The 21,410-nt window shown below is 71.8% G+C and carries 20 protein-coding genes; 8 read left to right on the forward strand and 12 right to left on the reverse strand.

The features are described 5' to 3' along the window. Positions 1-167: 167 nt before the first annotated feature. A complete protein-coding gene (locus tag ACFV9O_RS24880) occupies positions 168-1,049 on the reverse strand; it encodes a S1 family peptidase (protein WP_385421294.1) in 882 nt (293 codons plus the stop codon). A 304-nt stretch (positions 1,050-1,353) separates the two neighbouring features. Between ACFV9O_RS24880 and ACFV9O_RS24885 the strand changes: the two genes are divergently transcribed. Beyond that, entirely contained in the window at positions 1,354-1,716 is a 363-nt protein-coding gene (locus ACFV9O_RS24885) for a hypothetical protein (RefSeq protein WP_385421296.1), read from the forward strand. Positions 1,717-1,933: 217 nt separating this feature from the next. Here ACFV9O_RS24885 and ACFV9O_RS24890 read toward each other — a convergent pair whose 3' ends face one another. Next, positions 1,934-2,392, reverse strand: a complete 459-nt coding sequence (locus ACFV9O_RS24890; RefSeq protein ID WP_385421298.1) for a protein-tyrosine phosphatase family protein — start codon at positions 2,390-2,392, stop codon at positions 1,934-1,936. Positions 2,393-2,538: 146 nt separating this feature from the next. Continuing rightward, entirely contained in the window at positions 2,539-3,195 is a 657-nt protein-coding gene (locus tag ACFV9O_RS24895) for an HAD family hydrolase (protein ID WP_385421300.1), read from the reverse strand. A 53-nt stretch (positions 3,196-3,248) separates the two neighbouring features. Here ACFV9O_RS24895 and ACFV9O_RS24900 point away from each other — a divergent pair, with 53 nt between their 5' ends. Together ACFV9O_RS24900 and ACFV9O_RS24905 are read left to right on the forward strand one after the other, a co-directional pair. Next, entirely contained in the window at positions 3,249-3,479 is a 231-nt protein-coding gene (locus ACFV9O_RS24900) for a hypothetical protein (protein WP_385421301.1), read from the forward strand. Between the two features lie 282 nt (positions 3,480-3,761). Next, a complete protein-coding gene (locus ACFV9O_RS24905) occupies positions 3,762-4,013 on the forward strand; it encodes a DUF2277 domain-containing protein (RefSeq protein WP_385421302.1) in 252 nt (83 codons plus the stop codon). On the opposite strand, the gene ACFV9O_RS24910 is transcribed toward ACFV9O_RS24905, so the two are convergent. The 5 genes from ACFV9O_RS24910 to ACFV9O_RS24930 all read right to left on the reverse strand — a co-directional run bounded on the left by ACFV9O_RS24910 (position 3,979) and on the right by ACFV9O_RS24930 (position 10,399). Next, positions 3,979-4,626, reverse strand: coding sequence for a DedA family protein (locus ACFV9O_RS24910; protein WP_385421304.1), 648 nt, complete (start codon positions 4,624-4,626; stop codon positions 3,979-3,981). The genes ACFV9O_RS24905 and ACFV9O_RS24910 overlap by 35 nt on opposite strands. Positions 4,627-5,091: 465 nt before the next feature. Further along, the gene (locus ACFV9O_RS24915; RefSeq protein WP_385421306.1) at positions 5,092-5,568 is read right to left on the reverse strand and encodes a DoxX family protein; all 477 of its coding nucleotides are present in this window, start codon (positions 5,566-5,568) and stop codon (positions 5,092-5,094) included. A gap of 57 nt (positions 5,569-5,625) precedes the next feature. Continuing rightward, positions 5,626-7,839, reverse strand: coding sequence for an FAD/NAD(P)-binding protein (locus tag ACFV9O_RS24920; protein ID WP_385421366.1), 2,214 nt, complete (start codon positions 7,837-7,839; stop codon positions 5,626-5,628). Between the two features lie 67 nt (positions 7,840-7,906). Then, on the reverse strand, positions 7,907-9,640 hold the full coding sequence (locus ACFV9O_RS24925; RefSeq protein WP_385421307.1) for an alkaline phosphatase D family protein: 1,734 nt from the start codon (positions 9,638-9,640) through the stop codon (positions 7,907-7,909). A gap of 105 nt (positions 9,641-9,745) precedes the next feature. Then, on the reverse strand, positions 9,746-10,399 hold the full coding sequence (locus ACFV9O_RS24930) for an HNH endonuclease family protein (protein WP_385421309.1): 654 nt from the start codon (positions 10,397-10,399) through the stop codon (positions 9,746-9,748). Positions 10,400-10,613: 214 nt separating this feature from the next. Between ACFV9O_RS24930 and ACFV9O_RS24935 the strand changes: the two genes are divergently transcribed. The 3 genes from ACFV9O_RS24935 (at position 10,614) to ACFV9O_RS24945 (ending at position 13,193) form a co-directional block, all read left to right on the forward strand. After that, on the forward strand, positions 10,614-11,387 hold the full coding sequence (locus tag ACFV9O_RS24935) for an ABC transporter permease (RefSeq protein WP_385421311.1): 774 nt from the start codon (positions 10,614-10,616) through the stop codon (positions 11,385-11,387). Between the two features lie 259 nt (positions 11,388-11,646). Next, positions 11,647-12,231 (forward strand): TMEM165/GDT1 family protein, encoded by a 585-nt coding sequence (locus ACFV9O_RS24940; protein WP_385421313.1) that lies wholly within the window; start codon positions 11,647-11,649, stop codon positions 12,229-12,231. 281 nt (positions 12,232-12,512) lie between these two features. Beyond that, positions 12,513-13,193: an HAD-IA family hydrolase gene (locus ACFV9O_RS24945; protein ID WP_385421315.1), complete on the forward strand. Its 681-nt coding sequence runs from the start codon at positions 12,513-12,515 to the stop codon at positions 13,191-13,193. A 72-nt stretch (positions 13,194-13,265) separates the two neighbouring features. Here ACFV9O_RS24945 and ACFV9O_RS24950 read toward each other — a convergent pair whose 3' ends face one another. Continuing rightward, the gene (locus tag ACFV9O_RS24950) at positions 13,266-13,880 is read right to left on the reverse strand and encodes an FMN-dependent NADH-azoreductase (RefSeq protein ID WP_385421316.1); all 615 of its coding nucleotides are present in this window, start codon (positions 13,878-13,880) and stop codon (positions 13,266-13,268) included. A 421-nt stretch (positions 13,881-14,301) separates the two neighbouring features. Then, a complete protein-coding gene (locus tag ACFV9O_RS24955) occupies positions 14,302-15,243 on the reverse strand; it encodes a peptidoglycan-binding domain-containing protein (RefSeq protein ID WP_385421317.1) in 942 nt (313 codons plus the stop codon). 289 nt (positions 15,244-15,532) lie between these two features. On the opposite strand from ACFV9O_RS24955, the gene ACFV9O_RS24960 reads away from it, so the two are divergent. Then, on the forward strand, positions 15,533-17,620 hold the full coding sequence (locus ACFV9O_RS24960) for a DHA2 family efflux MFS transporter permease subunit (protein ID WP_385421319.1): 2,088 nt from the start codon (positions 15,533-15,535) through the stop codon (positions 17,618-17,620). A 297-nt stretch (positions 17,621-17,917) separates the two neighbouring features. Then, the gene (locus tag ACFV9O_RS24965; protein ID WP_385421321.1) at positions 17,918-19,228 is read left to right on the forward strand and encodes a phytase; all 1,311 of its coding nucleotides are present in this window, start codon (positions 17,918-17,920) and stop codon (positions 19,226-19,228) included. Between the two features lie 59 nt (positions 19,229-19,287). On the opposite strand, the gene ACFV9O_RS24970 is transcribed toward ACFV9O_RS24965, so the two are convergent. Then, entirely contained in the window at positions 19,288-19,767 is a 480-nt protein-coding gene (locus ACFV9O_RS24970) for a GNAT family N-acetyltransferase (RefSeq protein WP_385421323.1), read from the reverse strand. A 41-nt stretch (positions 19,768-19,808) separates the two neighbouring features. Further along, positions 19,809-21,296: a beta-propeller fold lactonase family protein gene (locus ACFV9O_RS24975; protein ID WP_385421325.1), complete on the reverse strand. Its 1,488-nt coding sequence runs from the start codon at positions 21,294-21,296 to the stop codon at positions 19,809-19,811. Between the last annotated feature and the right edge of the window lie 114 nt (positions 21,297-21,410).

The raw sequence follows: 21,410 nt of genomic DNA on the forward strand, positions 1-21,410 counted from the left end.
AACCCGTCGCCACGACCGGCAACGGAATTCGGCGCCCCGGACGCAGCGCGCTGTCCGCGCGAAGTCCCCCACGGAAGAGACCCGTGGGGGACTTCGCCTGGTGCTGCCGTCGCGGGCGGCGGTACGTGCAGTGTCACGAGCGCTGGGGTGCGCCGGTACGTGCCGCGCTAGTAGAGGCTGACGTTGTACTTGTTCAGCGCCTCGGGAACGGGCTGGTAGAACGTCGTGCCGCCGGAGGAGCAGTTCCCGCTGCCGCCGGAGGTGATGCCGAGCGCCTTGGTGCCGTCGTAGAGCGCTCCGCCGGAGTCGCCGGGCTCGGCGCAGACGTTGGTCTGGATCATGCCGCGGACCGTGCCGCCGCCGCTGTAGTGGACGGTGACGTTCAGCGCGGTGACGGTGCCGCTGTGGGTGCCGGTGGTGGAACCGGTGCGCTTGACCGGCTCACCGACGAAGGCGTTCGCCGCGGTGAAACCGCCCGGGTGGCTGAGCGAGGTGTTGTCGTAGCGGACGAGGGCGTAGTCGTTGCCCGGGAAGCTGGAGCCGACGGTCGGGCCGATGAGCGTGGTCAGGCCGGAATTGGTGTACCAGGTGTTGGCGACGTCACCGCAGTGGCCGGCGGTGAGGAAGTAGTACGTGCTGCCGCTGACGACGTTGAACCCGAGCGAACAGCGGTAGCCGCCACCGTAGATGGCGTCGCCCGCGGAGAGCAGCGGCGTGAAGACGCCGGAGGCCCGCTCGACCTTGACGGCGCCCGCATCTGCGCCCGCCGCCTTCCTGATCCTGGCGATCCCTGCGCTGGAGACGGTGCTGTCGGCGGTCACGACGACGCGGCCGGACGCGCTGTCGACATACCAGGCGGTGCCGCCGACTCCAGCCTTCTCCACGGCGGCGCTGACCCGGCCGAGTTGGGAGGCGCTGTACGTCTGCGGGGCGGCCGCATTGGCGTTCGGCAGGGCGACCGCGGTGGCGGCTGCCAGACCGAGGGCGACAGCGAGCATCCGGATGCGTCTCGCGGTGCCGCTACGTGGGGTGGTGCGCTCGTTCCTCACAGATCTCCTCCTGGGGATGGGAGGGGCCCGGGGGGTGAGGGGCCCGTGAGGCGCAGTCGGGGACGTGGTGACGTGTCCCCGACAAGCGCTGCGCTGGAGTATCGGGCAGTCCGGAGCCGGGCACAAGAGCGTCAACGGCGGCCGCGCACACGAGAGGTCGCCGACAGGCGAGAGGTCGTCGGCACACGAGAGGCGGCCAGGCAGGCGAGATGACGGCCGGCAGGCGAGAGGCGGCCGGCAGGCGAGAGACGGCCCCGGGCACCAAGAGGCGGTCGTGAAGACCGGAGACCGGCATACTGGCCCGATGCGGCGTACCTACGTGCACGAGGCGGTCCTCGTCATACAGCAGGACGCGGACCTGCAGGCGCCAGGGGCGGCGATCACCGTCGCGCTGTGCGGACACTGGGAACACCCGCCGCCGTGTCCGCTCGCCGCACACCACACCCGTGCGGAACGGGTCGGGAACCGGGTGCTGCTGCGCACACTCTTCGCCACGGAACCCGCCACCGAGCACGTGGTGCGCGACCGCATCGATCTCGCTCTCTCCGCCGGCGAGATGCGGGGGCCGGACGGAACGGTCAACCGCTGGCGGCTGCACAGCAGTCGGCGCGGTGACGTGACGGCCGCCGAGGCAGCACATGCCGAGCGTCTGACGGGTGGCACCTGAGACCTGGGGCGGGGAGCGCTCCGGTGCCGAGCGCTTCGGTGCCGAACGCTCGTGCGACGGCGATCCCTGTCATCGGCTTTCGCGACCGAAGCGACGGTGCGTTCCCGTCAACAGGCGGAAAGCGTGCGGAGATCGCGACGGTCCGCATACGTCGAGGTCATCCACAGAGCACGCGGACGCCCTGCGGAATTTCACGTCGGTGGCCCAGGCGGAGCACCTACGAGGGTCGCGGCTGACCTTCGAAACGCCGGACGTACCGCCGCTGCCAGGGCGTCTCGACGGCCCGGCGGTCGTAGTGGCGCCGGACGAACGCGACCGCCTCGGTGGCCGGAACGCCGTCGAGGACCGCGAGACAGGCCAGGGCGGTGCCGGTGCGGCCCCGGCCGCCGCCGCAGGCGACCTCGACGCGCTCGGTGCCGGCGCGCGTCCACGCTTCGTGGAGGAGCGCCCGGGCGTGCGGGGGGTCGCTGGGCAGACGGAAGTCCGGCCAGCGGAGCCAGTGGGCCTCCCAGGGGACCTCCGGGAGCCGCTTGCCGTACAGGTGCAGGGCGTACGTGGGCGGGGGACCGGGCGGGAGGGGCCGCCGGAGGGCGCGGCCGCGGACGAGGCGGCCGGAGGGGAGTCGGAGGACGCCGGGTTCGGCGGGGTTCCAGGGCTCGGTCACGAGCCCCAACATAGTGAGCCGCGACACCGTCAGGTGGTCCCATCCGGTCACGGACGGATACGCATGGTCAGCAGCCGCAGCCCGCGGCGCTCTTCGCGTCCTGACCGTCCTGACCGTCCTGACCGTCCGGACGTCGTGCCGGTCGTGTCAGTCGCGTGTCAGTCGTGTCGGTCGTGTCGGTCGACGAGTTTCGTGAGGTCGGTCAGTGAGTCGATGCGCCAGTCCGCCGCCGCGATCACGTCCGGGTCGTCGGCCCACAGGTGTCCCCATACGCCACGACGGAGGTGTGCGGTGCGCAGGCCCGCGCGTTTGGCGGGGAACACGTCGTTGACCGGGTGGTCGCCGACGTAGACGGTCTCGTGCGGGGCCGCGCGGGAGACCGTGAGGACGTGGGCGAAGAACTCGGGGGCGGGCTTGGCGACGCCCCATTCGTCGGACGTGGCCACCAGGTCCGCGGGGATGTCCAGGCCGCGCAGGAGCCGGCCCGCCTTCGCGGTCTGGTTCCCGGCGACGACGACGCGGATGCCGCTGGCGCGGATGGCGGTGAGCGCCGGGCGTACGTCGGCGTAGAGGTCCTCCTCGGTGAGCTGCTCGCCGAGGCCGGCGGCCTCACGGGCGCGGTACTCGGCGCCGATGTCGATACCGGGCCGCAGCAGCCGCAGGGCGTCCGCGCTGTCGCGGCCCTGGGCGGTGACGGCGCCGACGAGCGCGGCCAGGGTGTGCCGGGGGACATCGAGCCAGTCGGCCCACGAGGCCCAGTAGCGGTCGTCACGGACGAGCGTGCCGCCGATGTCGAAAACTATGGTCTCCGTCACCGCACCCACACTACGGGTGCCGGTTGTCAGTGGGGAGCCGTAGCCTTGTGCCCATGTCCCCCAACCCTCGCAAGCCTGGTTCCGTGCGGTCCGCTGCCCTGGTGAATGCGGAGATCCGTGCGCTGTGGGCCCGTTCCGGCGGCGGGCTGTCCGCTGTGGACGAGGCGCGCTACCAGAGGCTGCTGGTGGAGTGGGCCGCGGCCGTCGAGGCCGACGCGGGTGCCGGGCCGGGGCCGTGCGCCGGTGCCGGTGCCGTGGGGCCCGGTGTCGCGGACGCGGCATGACCGCATGACCGTTGTGACCGCGTGATGCCGTGAAGCGCACACCTCGCAGGTCCTGGTTCCTCTTTACGACTCGGGCTGCGGGGCCATGGTGAGCGTCGCCGTAGGCGAAGAAGGCGGACCGGAGTGATCGGGACGTCGTCGTCAACGCCACGCCCGGGACCGTGTCGCTGGATGTCCTGGACGCTGTCGGCACGACGACGCGCGCAGGAAAGGTGCTGATCGGCCCCGCGATCGGGTGCGGGCGAGCGGTGCGTTGTCAGTGGCGTGGCCCACACTGGAGGCATGTGCCGAAGCATCAAGACCCTCCGCCCGCCCGCTCTCCCGCACGAGGCTACCGAGGACGACGTCAGGGCCGCCGCCCTGCAGTTCGTACGCAAGGTGTCCGGCTTCAGGGCGCCCGCCGCGCACAACAGGGAGGTGTTCGAGCGGGCCGTCGACGAGATAGCGGAGGCGACGCGCGCGCTGCTCGACGGGCTGGAGGTGCGCGGGGGCGGCGGGGCTACGCGCGTTCCCGAGCCCGCGGACGCCGGATGACGTACGCCGCGAGCGAGCCGGCCGCGAAGAGGGCGAGGACCGACACCGCCACGCCCACCCAGGTCGTGCCCATCCACTGGCCGCCGAAGTAGCCGAGGCCGACGCTGTAGCCCGCCCAGGCCACGGCCGCGAGGGCGGACCAGGGCAGGAAGTCCTTCACCCTGCGGTGCGCCGCGCCCGCGCCGAGGGAGACGACCGAGCGGCCGCCCGGGGCGAACCGGGCGATGACCACGAGCAGGCCGCCGCATCGGCCCAGTGCGGCGCCGAGACGTTCCTGCGCGGTGGTGAGGCGGCGCGACCTGGCGATCGCCCGGTCAAGCCGTGCGCCGCCGCGCCAGGCGAGGTGGTACGCGACGAGGTCGCCCAGCACGGAGGCGGTGGTCGCGCAGAGCAGCAGGGCCAGGAGCGAGGGCACTTCCTGCGGTGGCATCTGGTCGGCGGCCGCGACCGCCGATCCGGCGGCGGCTGTGGATCCCGCTGCGGCGGCGGTGGCCGCCGTGATCACCAGCACGCCGCTCGGCAGCACCGGCAGAAAGACGTCCAGAAGTACGGAGAGGGCCACCACGGCGTAGATCCAGGGACTTCCGGTCAGCATCCCCACGCTGTCGAGCACCTGAACTCCCCGATCCCGCGAAAGAACGCCGCGACGTCGCAGGGGAGCGGCAGGGGCGGCATGACAGCTGTACAGCGTACGCCTGCGTGCTGCGGCCGGATCGGGAGGGTGGGGGTGAACCCGGGCAGGTCCGGAAAGAACACCGCGAGCCCGGACCGGACGACACCGGCCCGGGCCCGCGGCGACGGGGATCGTGCGGGAGCGTGCTGCTCGCGGCACGCTCCGAGCGGCCGCTCAGGACCGGCTTCGGCGCCGGCCGCTCTGCCCGGGCCCCAGGACCGCGCCTCGGGCCGGGCCCCAGGAGCGGGCCTTCGGGCGGTCCGAGAGGGTGGCCCGGACAACCCTGCGCGGCCGCTCCGGACGGGTCGAGGCCAACTTCGCCGGGACCAGCCGGAGCAGGCCTGTCCTCGGAGAAACTCCGGACGACCCCGAGCAGCCATGCCGGAAAGGCTCAGCGCATGAGCCTCACGCCGCGAAAGCCGTCGCGGGCTCGTCGTGCTGCTGCTTCTTCTTCTCCGTCGTCGCACCACGCGAGGCGAACAGCCGGTGCAGCGCCAGCGCGCCCGGGCCGGTGAAGACCAGCAGCAGGAAGGCCCAGCAGAAGATCGCGGACGCCTCGCCGCCGTTCTGCAGCGGGAACAGCGCCTCGGGCTGGTGCACCTTGAAGTACGCGTACGCCATCGAGCCGGAGGCGGCGAACGCCGCCGCGCGCGTGCCGAGGCCGATCAGCACCAGGCCGCCGCCGACGAGCTGGATCACGGCCGCGTACCAGCCGGGCCAGCTGCCCGTGGGGACGGTGCCGCCGCCCATCGCGCCGCCGAGGACGCCGAAGAGCGAGGCGGCGCCGTGGCAGGCGAAGAGCAGGCCGACGACGATCCGGAAGAGGCCCAGCGCGTACGGCTGGGCCCGGTCGAGCCGCGAGGAAAGGCCCTGAGAGGCCATGGGGGGACTCCTTCGGTCTGGGGACGTGAAACCGACGAGCCCTTAAGTTGGGCAGACCTAATCAATGCTTGCAAGTTCAACATTTAGCGGGCGGTCGTTTTTCATCGGGTTTTCACACCGGGGAGACATGACCCGCAGCACCGCCCTCGCGACCGCGTCCGCGTCCGCGAGCGTCACCGAGTCCACCCCCGGCCGCGCCCCGGCCGCGGTCACCCAGTGCACCCCCTCCGTGGGCACACCGACGGCGAACCGGCGCGGATGCGCCCGCCCCTGACGGTCGACGAGACGGTAGGGCCGCTCCGTCACGTCCAGGCCACCCGTCTCGTAACCGCCGACCGCGTGCGGCCGGCACTGGCCCGTCCGCAGCAGCCGCGCGAGCAGTTCGTCGCGGCTGCGCCGCAGGTCGGGCTCCGGAAGCCGGGCCTCGATCAGCGTCGTCGCCGACACCTCGGACCCGGGCACATCGGGGGACCCGGCCGTGAAGAGCCCGTCCTCCGGCCGTACGGTCATCCGCGGGCCGACCACCTCCAGCACCCCGGCCTCGATCAGCGCGGCCATCTCCTCGATGCGGCGGCGTGGCGGACCGATGGAGAGGAACGCGTTCAGCGGCGTGTACCAACGGTCGAGGTGGTCGCGCCGCGAGGTTCCGGACAGCCCGGCGTGGTCCACGATCTGCCGTACTTCGTTGCGTACGTCGCGCAGGACGTCGAGCGCCGCCTTGACCGGGCCCGCCACATTGCCGAGCGCCGCGTGCTCGGCATCCTGACGCAGATGGGCGAGGAGCCAGTCGCGGAAGGCCGCGGGGCCGGCGAAGTCCTCACCCCTGTGCGGGTACGAGACCCGCTCCCAGGACCAGCGGTCGGTCTCGGGGCAGCCGTACGCGTCCAGGACCGCGGCCTCCTCGGGGCTGCCGTGGGGCGCGTCCAGGAAGCGTGCCCGGAAGCCCGGCAGCCGCGAGCCGGTCCCGGCCCCCGTCGCGGTCCTGGCCCCGCACCCTGCCCCGGCCCCGGCTCCGGTCCCGGCCCCCGTCGCGTTCCCGGCCCCGCACCCTGCCCCGGCCCCGGCTCCGGTCCCGGCCCCTGTCGCAAACTCCGACGAGCCGGTCCCGGCCCCTGTCGCAAACTCCGACGAGCCGGTCCCCGCCCCGGTCGCGAACTCCGGCGATCCCGCCTGCGTCCCGGACTCCGGCGATCCCGCCCCCGTCCCGGACTCCGGCGCGAGCAGCGCCTCGTAGTAGACCATCTCCACCTCCTTGGCGACCAGCGGCCATATCTCGCCCAGGAAGTCCGGCGGATCGCCCGCGTCCGCGCGCTTGCGGAAGACGGCGATCACGTCCGGCGTCAGCACGAGCGGCTGGTGGCGGCCCGACGCGCCCTTCGCGTTGTCCCCGCGCGCCTGGTACGGGATGCCGCGCCGCGAGCCCGCGTACAGGCGCGGCTCGCGCCCCGACGGCCGGTACGCCACACGGTCTCCCTCGCGGACGAACACGCCGCCGCGGCCCGTCGTCAGCAGAGCCATGTGGTCGAAGAAGTTCAGGCCGAGCCCGCGCAGCAGGACCGTTTCACCCGGGGCGATCGCGGAGAGGTCCAGGTCCGCCGGGTTGGCGGGCGCGAAGTACCGCAGCCCGTGCCGGGCCGCGTAGTCGCCCAGCCGGGCGGACGTGGCGCCGGGCGTGACCGGCAGATGGCCCTGCGCCAGCACCACCGCGCCCAGACCGGTCAGGACCGTGCCGTCGTCCAGCGCCACGCGCTGCGAGCCGTCCTCGGCGTCGTCGAGCCGTACCGCCCGCGCGCGGTGCACCTCCACCCGGACCGTCTCCGGCGCCCGCGCCGCGGTCCTGCGGAACGCCCACTCCAGGTAGCGGCCGTAGCAGGCCCGCGTCGGGTAGTCGTCGGGGCCGAGCCCCTCCTCGTCCGCCCGCCCCGCGGCCCACTCGTACAGGCTCGGCCCCGGGCGTATCGGGCCCTCGCAGTCGACGCTCTCGTCGGTGAAGAGGGTCACCTGCGACGCCACCGTGTTCATCAGCAGGTCGGCGGGCTGGTCCGTGCGCCAGACCTGGCCGGGACCGGCGGGCGCCGCGTCGATGACATGCACGGTCAGCGGGGTGTCCGGGGCCAGTTCGGGCACGGAGGCGCAGAGTCTTTCGAGGACCGAGGTACCGCGGGGACCTGCGCCGACCAGTGCTATGGCGTGCCGAACTGCGGACAAAACGGTGACTCCCGGGGCAATGTGGGGGGGTGTGTGCAGGTGCGGGAAGTGGATCGTCCGCATCATCATGCCGTTGCCCCGGCGGGAGCCGAAGGGCCAGGGCGAGGATCAACCCCCGCTGTGGGCAGAGTCACGGACCATTCGTCAGGTTCCGCTCGTCCACGGTCACGAGGCGCGTATGCGCATGATCCGCCCCAAGGCCGGCCGTTCCCGGGCCGCCCACCCCGTCGCCGCCGGGCCCCTTGCCACCCGCCCGCTTGCCGTTCGCCCGGGCCTGGTCGAGCCGCAGCTGCGCCGAACGCCGGTGCAGGACCAGCGTCATCAGCTGGTTCCCGAACCAGGGCCCGCCGGTCCGCCGCCAGTCGATGACCGGCCGTCCCGCCCGCCCGTGCCGGGCCAGGGCATGGCCGAGCCGCCGCCCCGCCCGGCTCCAGCCGAACCGGAAGCCGAGCCGCACCGACGAGTGGATCGCGTTGTGCACGGGGGAGCAGGTCAGCTGCAGCACCCGCGCGTCCGGCGCCCCGTCCGGCCACTCGGGCTCCGCCACGTACGCGTGGTGGACGTCCCCGGACAGGACGCACACCGTCGCCGGCGCATCCGGCCCGCTGCCCGCCTCCGCGATCAGCCGGGTCAGCTTCTCGAACGACGCCGGGAACGCCGCCCAGTGCTCCAGGTCGGCCCGTCTGCGCACGTCCTCGCCGAAGCGCGCCCACCGCGGACCCCGCTCGCCCCGGCACAGCGCCGCGTTCCAGCTCTCCGCGTCGTGGATGAGGGGCGGCAGCAGCCAGGGCAGCGAGCTGCCGATGAGGAGGTGGTCGTACGACCCGGGCGCCTCCAGTGCCTGGTCGCGGAGCCAGCGCGCCTCGTCCTCGTCGAGCATCGCCCGCTTGTCCTCGTCCAGGACGCGGGCGGCCCGGGTGTCGGTCATCAGCAGCCGGGTCCTGCCGAAGTCGCGCCGGTAGCTCCACCGGACGGCCGCCGGGTCGGCAGCGGCCCCCGCCGCGAAGCGCCGCAGCACATCGGTGCCGTCCGGGGTGTCCCGCACCGCCGCGTAGACCGGGTCCGCGTCCAGCTCGGACGGGGAGAGATTGCCCAGGTGCTGATAGACCGAGTACGACATCAGGCCGCTGAGCACCCGCTCCTGCCACCACGGCGTGGCCCGCCTCTCGGCCAGCCAGGACGCGCTGGTGTTCCAGTCGTCGATCACGTCGTGGTCGTCGAAGATCATGCAGCTGGGGACGGTGGAGAGCAGCCAGCGGACCTCGGGGTCCAGCCAGGACTCGTCGTACAGCCGGGTGTACTCCTCGTAGTCCGCGACCTCGGCGCCCGGCGGCTCGCGCAGATCGCGCCGGGCGGCCAGCCAGCGCTGGGTGGCCTTGGACGTCGCGTCCGCGTACACCTGGTCGCCGAGCAGGAGCAGTACGTCGGGGCGCTCGGCGGCCGGGTCGGCGGCAAGCCGGGCGGCGACGGCGTCCAGCGCGTCGGGTCCGATCGGGTCGTGCTCGTCGGCGGGCGGCGCCGCCCAGCGGCAGGAGCCGAAGGTGATCCGCACCCCGTCGGCGGGAACCGCCGGGGTGCGGATCGTGCTCTCGGGGAAGCCGGAGCCCTCGAGCGGCCAGACACGGCGGCCGTCCAGCAGCACCTCGTACGCCGTCGACGATCCCGGGGTCAGGCCGGTCACCGGGATCAGGGCGTAGTGGTGGCCCTCGATCTGGAACGTACGCACCGAGCCGCCGGCCCCGGCCGTGGCGCAGCGCACCTCGGCCGTGCAGGGCCGGTCGGCCTCGATCCATACGGTCGCGCGGTCGCCGGTTTCCCAGTCGACGTACCGCAGCAGTGGTCCCAGGCGCAGCCCGGCTGCCATGTGCCCTCCTCCGTCGCCCGCGTACGGGTCGCCCGCGTTCGCGTCGCTCCCGCACGGTACGGAACGACGGGGGAGGGTAGCGCGGTTCCTGACAGACGTAACAGGTCAGCAGCCGTTGAGGACCGACTGCAGGGCGGACTTCTCGGCGGAGTCCACCGAGAGGTTCCAGTAGTACTTCGTGTGCACCCACATGCGGGCGTAGTAGCAGTGGTAGGAGGTGCGCGACGGCATCCACTCGGCCGGGTCCTGGTCGCCCTTGGCCTGGTTCACGTTGTCGGTGACGGCTATGAGCTGCGGGCGGGTCAGGTCGTTGGCGAAGGACTGGCGCGTGGACGTGGACCAGGAGTTGGCGCCCGAGCGCCAGGCCTCGGCGAGCGGGACGATGTGGTCGATGTCGACGTCGGACGCGGCGTACCAGGTGGCGCCGTCGTAGGGGGAGTACCAACTGCCGCTCACGGCCGCGCAGCTGGAGTCCTGGACCACGTTCGAGCCGTCGCGCTTGAGGACGACCTCACGCGTGTTGCAGGCGCCCGACTGGGTGATCCAGTGGGGGAACAGGTCGCGGCTGTAGCCGGTGGAGGAACCTTCCGCCTTGACGGTGAGCGAGCTCAGGTAGGTGCGGGCGGCGGCGGCGCTGACCGGGGCGGGCGGGGCGGCGTTGGCGGCAGGCGCGCTGAGCAGTGTGGTGGCGCAGGCGAGCGCCGCGGAGGCGGCGAGCACGGCGGTGCGCGGCAGTCGACGCGCGTAGACACCAGACATGCGAACTCCCTTGAGGGTGGGGGGCGTTGGCCGGTTGTGAACCCTGCTGCAGGGCCCGGGCCATCGTGGCGGCGCCAGGTTTCCTGGAGATGGGCGCCAGGTAACAGAGTGACGACATGGACACGACACATCAAGAGGTGTGACGCCCTGTCCGAAACCCGCACCACGGTGCTGACGCCCCGGCACATCCGCATACCGCGCTTAGGGTTGGCGCGTGCTGCTGCCGGTCAATGTCACGCTCGGGGTCGTCCTCGCCGTACTGCTGGCCGCCGCGGCCACCGTCGCCGCCGTCGCCCACCTCGGCCCGGGCCGCTCCCGCGACATCGCCGTCGCGGGGGTGCGCGCCGCGGTCCAGCTCGCCGCCGTCTCCCTCGTCATCGGCTGGGTGGTGCACTCCCTACCGCTGCTGCTCGCCTTCCTGCTGCTGATGTACGCCGTCGCCGTACGCACCGCCGGGCGCCGCATCACCCCGAACGGCACCTGGTGGCGCACGGCCCTGCCGATCGGCGCGGGCGTCGCCCCGGTCGTCGGTGCGCTGCTGCTCACCGGGCTCGTACCGGTCAAGGGCATCGCGCTCATCCCGGTCACCGGGATCCTCATCGGCGGGGCGCTCACCGCGACGGTCCTCGGCGGGCGGCGGGCGCTCGACGAGCTCGCGTCACGGCACGGCGAGGTGGAGGCGGGGATGGCGCTCGGGCTGCCCGACCGGGACGCCCGGATGGAGGTGGCGCGGGACGCGGCGTCCGACGCGCTGCTGCCGGGCCTCGACCAGACCAGGACCGTGGGTCTGGTCACACTCCCGGGCGCGTTCGTGGGCATGCTGCTGGGCGGCGCGTCACCGCTGGAGGCGGGGGCCGTGCAGCTGTTCGTGCTGGTGGGGCTGATGGCGGTGCAGGCGGTCGCGGTGGCGCTGGTGCTGGAGCTGGTGGCGCGGGGGCGGCTGCACCGGGAGGCCGGTTCCGGCGCGGCCCGGGACCAAGGTCCCTGACGGGACGGCCCGGGCCTCGCGTACCCTGTGGGGAGCAGAAGGGGAGTAGCTCTTCGCCGGAACGTCGACATACTGCCGAGCTCGCCTCGGCCGGCGCCCGGAGGCGGCTGCCGCGCGGACATCGCGCAGCCCGCCAGCGAGACCTTCGGCCAGCAGTGACCATGACCATTCATGGCCGCTGCCGCGCCGAAGCGACCCCTGAAACGGCTCTCAGGTCTCTCGGTGCGGCAGGGCCCGACCGATTGAGGAACTCCTTCCCGTGCTCAGTTTCACGATCATGGCGATCACCTTCGGCGTCGTCTTCCTCGCCGAACTCCCCGACAAGACGGCCCTGGCCGGGCTGATGCTCGGCACGCGCTACCGGGCCTCGTACGTCTTCGCCGGGGTCGCGGCGGCCTTCGCCGTGCATGTCGCGCTCGCGATCGCGGCGGGCAGTGTGCTGACGCTGCTGCCGCACCGGCTCGTGCAGGCGGTCGTCGGCGTCCTCTTCCTCGCCGGAGCGGTGATGCTGCTGCTGAAGAAGGACGACGATGACGACGAGAAGATCAAGGCGCCGGCCGACCAGTCCTTCTGGAAGGTCTCAGGGGCGGGCTTCATGCTGATCCTGGTCGCGGAATTCGGCGACCTCACGCAGATCATGACCGCGAATCTGGCCGCCCGTTACGACAACCCGCTCTCCGTCGGCCTCGGCGCGGTGCTGGCGCTGTGGGCGGTGGCCGGACTCGGCATCGTGGGCGGCAGGACGCTGATGAAGTACGTGCCGCTGCGCCTGATCACCAAGGTGGCGGCAGCGCTGATGCTGGCACTGGCGGGCTTCAGCCTGTACGAGGCGATCACGGGCTGACCGGGGCACTGCTCCGGCCGTCTTTGCCGGCCGGCCACCCGGTGGGGTGGCGCCGAGGCCGATTGGTTTGTATCGTAGAGAAACAAAGTGGTCTTCGCTCGCACTCCCTGACCGGCGGGCGGAGGCCACTCTGTTTTGTATGGTTGAAAAACAAAGCAGTCCGCCACCGGCACCGCACTCCTAGGACGGCCCCGTTGCCCAGCTCAGAGACGCCCAGCTCAGAGACGCCCAGCTCAGAGACGCCCAGCTCAGAGACGACCCGCGCAGAGACCACCCGCCTGGTGGGCACCAGCTTGGAGACCACCGGCCCGGAGGTCATCGGCGCCTTCAAGGCGCTGCTCCTCGACATGGACGGCACGCTCGTCAACTCGGACGCCGCTGTGGAGCGGGTCTGGCGCGGCTGGGCCGCCAAGCACGGACTCGACCCGGACGAGACGCTCAAGGTCGTCCACGGCCGCCAGGGCTACGCCACGATGGCCGCCCTGCTGCCGGACCGGCCGGTGGAGGAGAACTACGCCGAGAACCGGCTGCTGCTGGCCCAGGAGACCGCCGACCTGGACGGCGTCGTCCCGATCGCCGGCGCCCCCGCGTTCATGGACGCCATCGCCGGCCTGCCGCACGCCCTCGTCACCTCCGCGGACGCGGCCCTCGCCCGCGCCCGTATGCACGCCGCCGGGCTGCGCATGCCGGAGGTCCGGGTGACCGCGGAGAGCGTCGGCGCCAGCAAGCCGGACCCGGAGGGCTTCCTCAAGGGCGCGGCGGAGCTGGGCTTCGACCCGGCGGACTGCGTGGTCTTCGAGGACTCCGAGGCCGGCATCACGGCCGCCCGCGCCGCTGGTATGCGCGTCGTCGGCGTCGGTCCGCGCGCGGCCGCCTTCGGCCCGGACGCCCATGTGCGGGACCTCGCCCGCCTTCGTGTGGCGGCGGACGGGACCGGCGCCCTGACCTTCATCTCTGCCTGACCGCCGAGGCTGACGCCTCCCCGGGGCGCAGCCCCGGGTCCCGTCCGCGCGCCCTCCGTGGGGGCGGGGGGCTCAGGCGATGGCGCCGACTGAGTTGGTGATGGCGGCGGTCGCCTTCTCGAAGTGGGGCGCGAGCTGCTCCTCGGTCTGCCCGTTGACCGAGATGAACTCGACGTCGGTGATACCGAGGAAGCCGAGGACGCCGCGGATGTAGGGCTCGTGGAACTCCAGCGACGCGAAGCGCGGGTCGCTGAAGTCGCTGCCGGAGGAGCGCAGGACGACGACCTTCTTGCCGCCCAGCAGGCCCCGTACGCCCTCGCTGGTGTAGCTGAAGGTGCGGCCCGCCATGCAGATCTTGTCGATCCACGCCTTGAACGCGGCCGGCACGCTGAAGTTGTAGACGGGGACACCCAGGGCGAGGACGTCGGCCGCCTCGACCTCGGCGATCAGCTCCTCCGAGGCGGTGACGGCGGCCCTCGACTCGGTGTCGTGGATCTCGGACGGGCCGAAGACGCCACGAACCCAGTGCTCGTCGACGAGATTCGGTACGTCCGCGGTGACATCGCGGTAGGTCACCGTGCCACCCGGGTTCCGGGCCTGCCAGGCCTCGGCGTACTGGGCGGAAAGGCGGCGGGTGGCGGAGCCGGAGCTGCGGGCGCTGGAGTCTATGTGCAGCAGGTGTGCCATGGGGTGTCCAATCAAGGAAATCTGGATTGATCGATACAGTATTGGGGAAGACGTCGGCGGTGGGCCGACTCTCGAAGGTTAGCAAATTCTGGATTGATTGACCAAGAATTGGTCGATAAATGCGTATCCTCGCAGGTCAAGTGAGGTGATGGTGTCGTCGGGAATCGCGTGCGGGCCCGCCGGTGGCCGTCCGGGCGCAATGAGGGGTCGGCGCAGGCGTCGGTCGAGACTGCGCATGGCGGCGTCGATGGCCGACTCGGCGAACTCCCGGCGGGCCCGCGCCTTGCCCATGACGCGAAGCCCTTGCATGAAGGTGGTCAGCAGGCGGTGCGGCCTGTGCGGGTGCGCGGCCGCGCGCCGCCCGCACAGGCTGCGCGGCACAGGCCGCGCGCCCGCACAGGCCGCGGGCGCGTTCGCCCGGCTAGCCCCGGCCGCCCTTGCCGCCGCCGTTGTTGTCGTCGTCCCAGTCGCCGCCGCCGTCGTGCGGGTACTCCGTCTCGGCCTCGAGGGCCCGACGCGTCTCCGGGCCGTAGACGCCCTCCGGGTCGCCTTCGATGCCCCGGTACTCCTGGTACGTGGCGACGGCGTCCTCGACGCGGCCGTCGTAGTGGCCGTGGGGCGGTCCGTCGTACAGCCACACCTGGTCGAGGCGCTCCTGGAGCTCGACGACCTCGGCGCCGTCGTCGCCCGGGCGGAGCGTGAGCGGCGCGGCGGAGGTGGCCGGGCCCTGCGCCACCTGGCCGGTCGCGCGGGTCGTGGCGGACGGTGAGGCGGGCGCGCCGGCGACAGTGGTGCCCGACGCCGAGGCCGTACCCGAAGGCGAGGCCGAGGCGGAGGCGGACGCCGACGTGCCCGGCTTCTTCGATGCCGAGGCCTCGGCGGACGCCGACGAGGGTGCGTCCGGTGCGGCGCTCAGGAACGGCTCCATCGTCTCGATGTCCGGCAGCGCCCGGTCCCGGTCCCCCTCGTCGGTGCCGAGCAGCCCACCCGCGAACGCGGCGGTCCCGAGCACGGCCACGACGGCCGCGGCGGCGATGAGCGCACCGGGGCCGCGCCGCCGTACGGGACGGTCGGGTACGGCGTCCGCTGCCGACGCCCTGATCTCGTACTCGTACGACATCTCCTGCGTGTCCGGGCCCGTGTCCCCGTCCGTGCCGGAGTGCCCCGCGGCGAGCGCCTCGGGTGGCGGGCCCGCCACCTCCGGCGGGGACGGCAGTGTCACGTACGGCCTGATGCGCAGCGGATCGAAGTCCTCCGCCTCCGCGATCTCCGCGGAGCGTCCAGCCGTGCGCTCGGCCCGCACCGCGCAGCCGCACACCTCCGGCGGCGGCGTACCGCATTCAGGACATACAGGTCCTGTCATGGTGGGTTCCCTCCCCTTGAGCTGCCGCCGATTATGCAGCCCGTGTGCAGCCCGGCGACGCCGCGTCCCCCGCTGCATCCCGCTTCGGCGGGCCATAACGGGACGTAACGCCCAGGATGAGAGAAGGCGTGAGAGGAGGCATGAGAGAAGGCGCGAGGGGAGGGGTGAGGGAAGGCGCGCGAGGAGGGATGAGGGCCGACATGGAAGAGGGTGTGAGGAAAGGGGCGTAGGGGGCATAACGGACCTGGCGGGGGTGAGGGACCTGGCGCACCGGACCCGAGGAGTGCACATGGCGCAGGATGCGAGCAGCCCGGACGTGGGCCCCGGCCCGATATCCGGACCCGGCACAGGACGCAGCCGCCGGACCATCCTCGTCGCCATCGGCGCACTGCTGCTCGGCCTGCTGCTGGCGGCGCTCGACCAGAACATCGTCTCCACCGCGCTGCCGACGATCGCCAGCGAGCTCGGCGGCCTGGAGCATCTGTCCTGGGTCGTCACCGCCTACATCCTGGCCTCCACCGCCGCCACGCCGCTCTGGGGCAAGCTCGGGGACCAGTACGGCCGCAAGAAACTCTTCCAGGCCGCGATCGTCATCTTCCTCATCGGCTCCGCCCTCTGCGGAATCGCGCAGGACATGCTCCAGCTCATCGTCTTCCGCGCCCTCCAGGGCCTCGGCGGCGGCGGACTCCTCGTGCTGTCGATGGCGATCGTCGGCGACATCGTCACGCCGCGCGAGCGCGGCCGGTACCAGGGACTGTTCGGCGCGGTCTTCGGCGCGACGAGCGTGCTCGGACCGCTGCTCGGCGGGCTGTTCACCCAGCACCTCAGCTGGCGCTGGGTGTTCTACATCAACATTCCCATCGGCATCGTCGCCCTCTTCGTCATCGCCGCCGTGCTGCACATCCCGGCGCGCGAGACCCGGCACACCATCGACTACCTCGGGACGTTCCTGATCGCGTCGGTCGCCACCTGCCTGGTCCTCGTCGCCTCCCTCGGTGGCACCACCTGGGCCTGGGGCTCGGCACAGATCATCGGCCTCGCCGTCCTCGGGGTCGTGCTGCTCGTCGCGTTCGTGTACGCCGAGCGACGCGCGGCCGAGCCCGTACTGCCGCTGAAGCTCTTCCGGAACCGCACCTTCACGCTCGTCGCGGTCATCAGTTTCGTCGTCGGCTTCGCGATGTTCAGCGCGTTGACCTTTCTGCCGACCTTCCTGCAGGTCGTCCAGGGTGTGAGCCCCACCTTGTCCGGTGTGCACCTGCTGCCGATGGTGTTCGGACTGCTGCTCACCTCCACCGCATCCGGCCAGATCATCAGCCGTACGGGACGGTGGAAGATCTTCCCGATCGCCGGTACCGCCGTCACCGCGATCGGGCTGCTCCTGCTGCACCAGCTGCAGGTGAACACGCCGGTCTGGGAGATGGGCGTCTACTTCTTCGTCTTCGGCGCCGGGCTCGGCCTCGTGATGCAGGTGCTCGTGCTGGCCGTGCAGAATGCCGTCCGTTACGAGGACCTCGGCGTCGCGACCTCCGGGGCGACCTTCTTCCGCTCCATCGGAGCGTCGTTCGGTGTCGCGATCTTCGGCACCCTCTTCACCAGCCGGCTGAGGGACAACCTTGCAGAAACCTTCGCCAGGCGGCCGATCCCGTCGGGCACCGGCCCCGATCAGATCGCCGCCGACCCGCGGACCATCGCCGAACTTCCGCCAGGGCTGCGGGCGAACGTCCTGCAGGCGTTCTCCACGTCCATCACGGACGTCTTCCTGTATGCGGCCCCGGTCGTCCTTGTCGCGTTCATCGCCGCCTGGTACCTGAAGGAGGACAAGCTGCGCGGCTCCGTCACCGCGCCCGAGGTCAGCGAGACGCTCGCCTCCAACCCCGTCCAGCGCTCCTCGTACGACGAGTGCGCCCGTGCGCTGTCGGTGCTGGGGTCGCGCGAGGGCCGCAAGGCGATCTACGACAAGATCACCGCGAAGGCCGGGCTCGATCTGCTCCCGGCCGCGAGCTGGCTGCTCCTGCGCATCAGACGGCACGGCATGGTCGAACCGTCCCGGCTCGCGGACGTCACCCCCGTACCGCTGAAGACGATCACGCAGGCGTCCCGGCAGATCGAGGAGCGGGGGCTGGCCCGGCGCGAGGGGCTGTCGCTGATCCTCACCGACAAGGGGGCCGAGGCGGCGGCGAAACTGGCGGCGGCGCGGGAGGACTCCCTGGCCGAGCTGCTCGGCGACTGGTGGGGCCCCGACCGGCCGACGGACCTGAGCAAGCTGGTGAAGGAGCTCACCGCCGAACTGTGCGGCTCGGACGGCGAACGCCCGTACAGCGGCGAGCCGCACCGCGACCACGAGGCGTGGCACCAGAAGCACCCGCTGAGGCGGTGAAGGGCGGCGGGGGCGCGACGGCCCCGCCGCCCCGGCTCCGGCGGCGGTGGACCCGGCCGGCGGCCATGACCACAACGGCAACGACGCGAGGGAGCCGCTTCTCGAACTTCCCTGATCTGTCGGTGAGTTGCCCCGCGCGGTCCGTTCACCAACGGCACATGTGCCCATCCTTCGCCGGACGCCGCGCCGCCATCCTGTCGGTCGACGCTCACGCTCGGCAATCGCCGTGTTTCCGACAGTGCACTCGGTAGTGCGCTCGGTTGCTCTCGACAGTGTTCCCGACCGTGAGGAGATTTCATGAGACGGCTTCGCCCCGTCCGTCCCGCCGCGCTGGTGCTCGGTACGGCACTTGCCGCACTCACCGCGGCGGCCGTGCCCGCAGGAGCGCAGGCCTCCTCCTCCCGCGAGCTTCCGGAAGTGACGCCCAGGGCGGAGGCGCCCACGCTCTACGACGACGAGGCGGGCGGCAACGCCAACGCCGACGACCCGGCGATCTGGCGCAACGCCGCCGACCCGGACCGGAGTCTGGTGATCGCCACGGCGAAGGAGGGCGGACTGCGGGTCTACGACCTCGACGCCCGGCAGGTGCAGTCGATCCCCGCGCCTCCCGCACCCGGTCCGGAGGACGCGCCCGGGCGCTTCAACAACGTCGACCTGGTCAACGGGCTGAAGGTGGCCGGCGGGCGCGCCGACCTGGCCGTCGTCACCGACCGGGGCCACGACCGGCTGCGCGTGTACCGCATCGCCCCGGGCCGCCGTGGCGGGCCGCTCACCGAGATCACCGACCCGGCCGCACCGCCGGTCTTCTCCGCGGACCAGGACGAGATCAACGAGCAGGCCACCGCCTACGGCCTCGCCACCTGGACCGACCCGAAGAGCGGCCGCGCGTACGCCCTCGCCAGCCGCCGCAACCGCACCGGCATCGCGCTGCTGGAACTGATCCCGACGCCCGCCGGTACGGTCACCTACCGCAAGATCCGCACCATCGAACTGCCCTCCGCATTCCGCCTCCCCAACGGCACCTCCTGGACCCCGTGCGCCGAACCGGGCGAACTGCCGCAGGTCGAGGGCATGGTGGTCGACCCGGCCAACGGCACGCTCTACGCGGGCCAGGAGGACGTCGGCATCTGGCGCATCCGTGCCGACCTCTCCGGCACGCCCAAGCTCCTCGACAAGGTCCGTGAGTACGGCGTTCCCGGGACGTACGACGAACAGACCGAGGAGTGCACCCCGGGCGCCGACCCCGGCTACGGCGGCAAGCGCCTCGCGGCCGATGTCGAAGGACTGACCCTCCTCACCGAACGCGACGGCGACGGCTACCTCCTCGCCTCCAGCCAGGGTGACGACACCTTCGCCCTCTACGACCGCGAGATCTCGGACGCCAACGAGTACGAGGGCGGCTTCCGTGTCACCGCCGCCACCGCGGGCCCCGACGGCTCCGAGGAGTGCGACGGAGCCGCCGTGCTCAACGCGCCCCTCGGCAGGCGGTACCCGGACGGTCTCCTCGTCGTCCAGGACGGCCACGACACCCCGGGAGACGGCGAACGCGAGGCGACCGGCTTCAAGTTCGTGGACCTGGGCGACGTCATGGACAGCGTCGACGACTGACCCGCACGGACGGGGCCGCACACCGCCGGGGTGGGGGTGTGCGGCCCCATGCGTCCGACCTACAGGTCCTTGCCGTACCAGATCTCCATGTACGGACCTTCGCAGTACGCCGGGATCTCCGCGTAGCCGCTCCGCACGTACAGCGCCCGCGCCTCGACGAGATCGAGCCGGGTGTTGAGCACCATCCGCCGCGCCTCGAGCCCCCGCGCCGCCTCTTCGAGCGCGCCGAGCAGCACACCCCCGCCGCCCGTGCCACGAAAGCCCGGCCGCACGTACACCCGCGTCAACTCCGCGGTCCCCGCCTCCAGCATGAGCACCCCGCCGCAGGCCCCGGCCTTCCCGTCGTGACGCCCGACGACGAACTCCCCGGTGGGGGCGGAGAGTTTCTCCACCCCGTCACCGGCGAGTCCGTCGTCGATCTCCGCCCGGGTCGCGGGCCGCTTCCAGTAGCGGCTCGCGACCTCGTCGTAGTAGTCACGGCGCAGGGCGGTGGCGTCGGGGGTGTCGAAGCGCTCGGGGCGTACGGACCAGGTCGTCATGCGACTCTCTGTACCTGATCCGTACGCCGTCGGGCGAACGATTACCGGCTGGCTGAGCCCTGCAGGCCCGCCGAGGCCATGGCGGACTGCACCAGGTCATGGACGTCGCTCTGGTCGATCAGTCCTGACGAGGGGTGGGGCTTGTCGTGGTCGTCCTTCTTGCAGACAGTGACGGTGGAGGGCTCGTAGGTGTCGTCACCGGCGAAGGTGGCGGTGTAGCAGGTCTCCTTGTCCTTCTTGCCGTCGACCTTGCAGGTGGCCTTGCCCTTGCTGTCGGTCGTGTCGGTGCACAGCTCGGTGGAGTCGGTGGTGAACTCGATCTCCTTGCCTTCCAGGGGCTGGTCCTCGGCGGTCAGCTTGGCCTTCAGGGTGAGGCCGTGGTTGCCGCCCAGGGCGTCCAGGGTGTCCTTCCCCTTCCCCTTCTTCTTCTGCACCTTCAGGGTCAGGGTGGTCGGGGTGCGCTCCGTGGTGACGTTCCCGATCGCCACACCAAAGGGGACGTTACCAACGGGGATGGTGGTGGTGACGGTGTTGGTGGAGGTGTCGATCACCGAGACGTTGTCCGAGCCGGCGTTGGTGACGTAGGCGCGGGTGCCGTCCGGGGTGACCGCAACGCCCTGGGGGAGGTTGCCGACCGTGATGGTGGTGGTGACGGTGTTGGTGGAGGTATCGATCACTGACACGTTGTCGTCAAGTCTGTTGGTGACGTAGGCGAGGGTGCCATCCGGGGTGATCGCCACAGCAATGGGTTGGTCGCCGACGGGGATGGGGCCCCCGATGACGGTGTTGGTGGTGGTGTCGATCACCGTCACGTCGTCCGAGCCCAAGTTGACGACGTAGGCTCGGGTGCCGTCCGGGGTGATTGCCACGTCACGGGCCAGGCTGCTGAGGGGGAGGGGGATGGTGGTGGTGACGGTGTTGGTGGCGGTGTCGATCACTGACACTTCGCTCACGATTTGGTTGACGACGTAGGCGCGGGTGCCGTCCGGGGTGATCGCTACACCAGTCGGTTCGAAGCTGACGGGGACGGTGGCGATGACGGTGTTGGTGGTGGTGTCGATCACCGAGACGTTGTCCGAGCCGAGGTTGGTGACGTAGGCGCGGGTGCCGTCCGGGGTGACCGCCACGTCATTGGGCTGATCGCCGACGGGGACGGTGGCGATGACGGTGTTGGTGGTGGTGTCGATCACCGAGACGTTGTCCGAGTCGCGGTTGGTGACGTAGGCGCGGGTGCCGTCCGAGGTGACCGCCACGCTGAAGGGGCCGTCGCCGACGGGGATGGTGGTGGTGACGGTGTTGGTGGTGGTGTCGATCACCGACACGTTGTCCGAGCTGAAGTTGGCGACGTAGGCGAGGGTTGTGGTCTGCGCGGCGGCGGGCGTGGCCATGGCGAGCGGGACGGTCAGGCCGGCCAGGACCGCCAGTCCCGCCACCCAGGCCCGCAGCGCCACCCACCACGAACCCCCGCCCCCGCGACTTCGCCCCGTACTTCCTTGCTCCGACGCCCCCCGTACTGCGATACCCGACATCAAGACCTCCTGCTGTGCACGCACCGAAGTGCGTTCCAGTGCTCCGGATGGAGGCGGCGATCGATGCCCTGTCGTGGACGTCCGGGATCGCCGCGGCGATGATGATCGCCGCAG

It is taken from the genome of Streptomyces sp. NPDC059909, from assembly GCF_042730885.1.
Taxonomy (GTDB): Bacteria; Actinomycetota; Actinomycetes; order Streptomycetales; family Streptomycetaceae; genus Streptomyces.

Bases quoted from the DNA above. Each gene is read 5' to 3' on its own strand.
- ACFV9O_RS24885 (WP_385421296.1), top strand. From the start codon at position 1,354: ATGCGGCGTACCTACGTGCACGAGGCGGTCCTCGTCATACAGCAGGAC.
- ACFV9O_RS24890 (WP_385421298.1), bottom strand. From the start codon at position 2,392: ATGTTGGGGCTCGTGACCGAGCCCTGGAACCCCGCCGAACCCGGCGTC.
- ACFV9O_RS24900 (WP_385421301.1), top strand. From the start codon at position 3,249: ATGTCCCCCAACCCTCGCAAGCCTGGTTCCGTGCGGTCCGCTGCCCTG.
- ACFV9O_RS24905 (WP_385421302.1), top strand. From the start codon at position 3,762: ATGTGCCGAAGCATCAAGACCCTCCGCCCGCCCGCTCTCCCGCACGAG.
- ACFV9O_RS24915 (WP_385421306.1), bottom strand. From the start codon at position 5,568: ATGGCCTCTCAGGGCCTTTCCTCGCGGCTCGACCGGGCCCAGCCGTAC.
- ACFV9O_RS24920 (WP_385421366.1), bottom strand. From the start codon at position 7,839: ATGCGGACGATCCACTTCCCGCACCTGCACACACCCCCCCACATTGCC.
- ACFV9O_RS24925 (WP_385421307.1), bottom strand. From the start codon at position 9,640: ATGGCAGCCGGGCTGCGCCTGGGACCACTGCTGCGGTACGTCGACTGG.
- ACFV9O_RS24930 (WP_385421309.1), bottom strand. From the start codon at position 10,399: ATGTCTGGTGTCTACGCGCGTCGACTGCCGCGCACCGCCGTGCTCGCC.
- ACFV9O_RS24950 (WP_385421316.1), bottom strand. From the start codon at position 13,880: ATGGCACACCTGCTGCACATAGACTCCAGCGCCCGCAGCTCCGGCTCC.
- ACFV9O_RS24955 (WP_385421317.1), bottom strand. From the start codon at position 15,243: ATGACAGGACCTGTATGTCCTGAATGCGGTACGCCGCCGCCGGAGGTG.
- ACFV9O_RS24960 (WP_385421319.1), top strand. From the start codon at position 15,533: ATGGCGCAGGATGCGAGCAGCCCGGACGTGGGCCCCGGCCCGATATCC.
- ACFV9O_RS24965 (WP_385421321.1), top strand. From the start codon at position 17,918: ATGAGACGGCTTCGCCCCGTCCGTCCCGCCGCGCTGGTGCTCGGTACG.
- ACFV9O_RS24970 (WP_385421323.1), bottom strand. From the start codon at position 19,767: ATGACGACCTGGTCCGTACGCCCCGAGCGCTTCGACACCCCCGACGCC.
- ACFV9O_RS24975 (WP_385421325.1), bottom strand. From the start codon at position 21,296: ATGTCGGGTATCGCAGTACGGGGGGCGTCGGAGCAAGGAAGTACGGGG.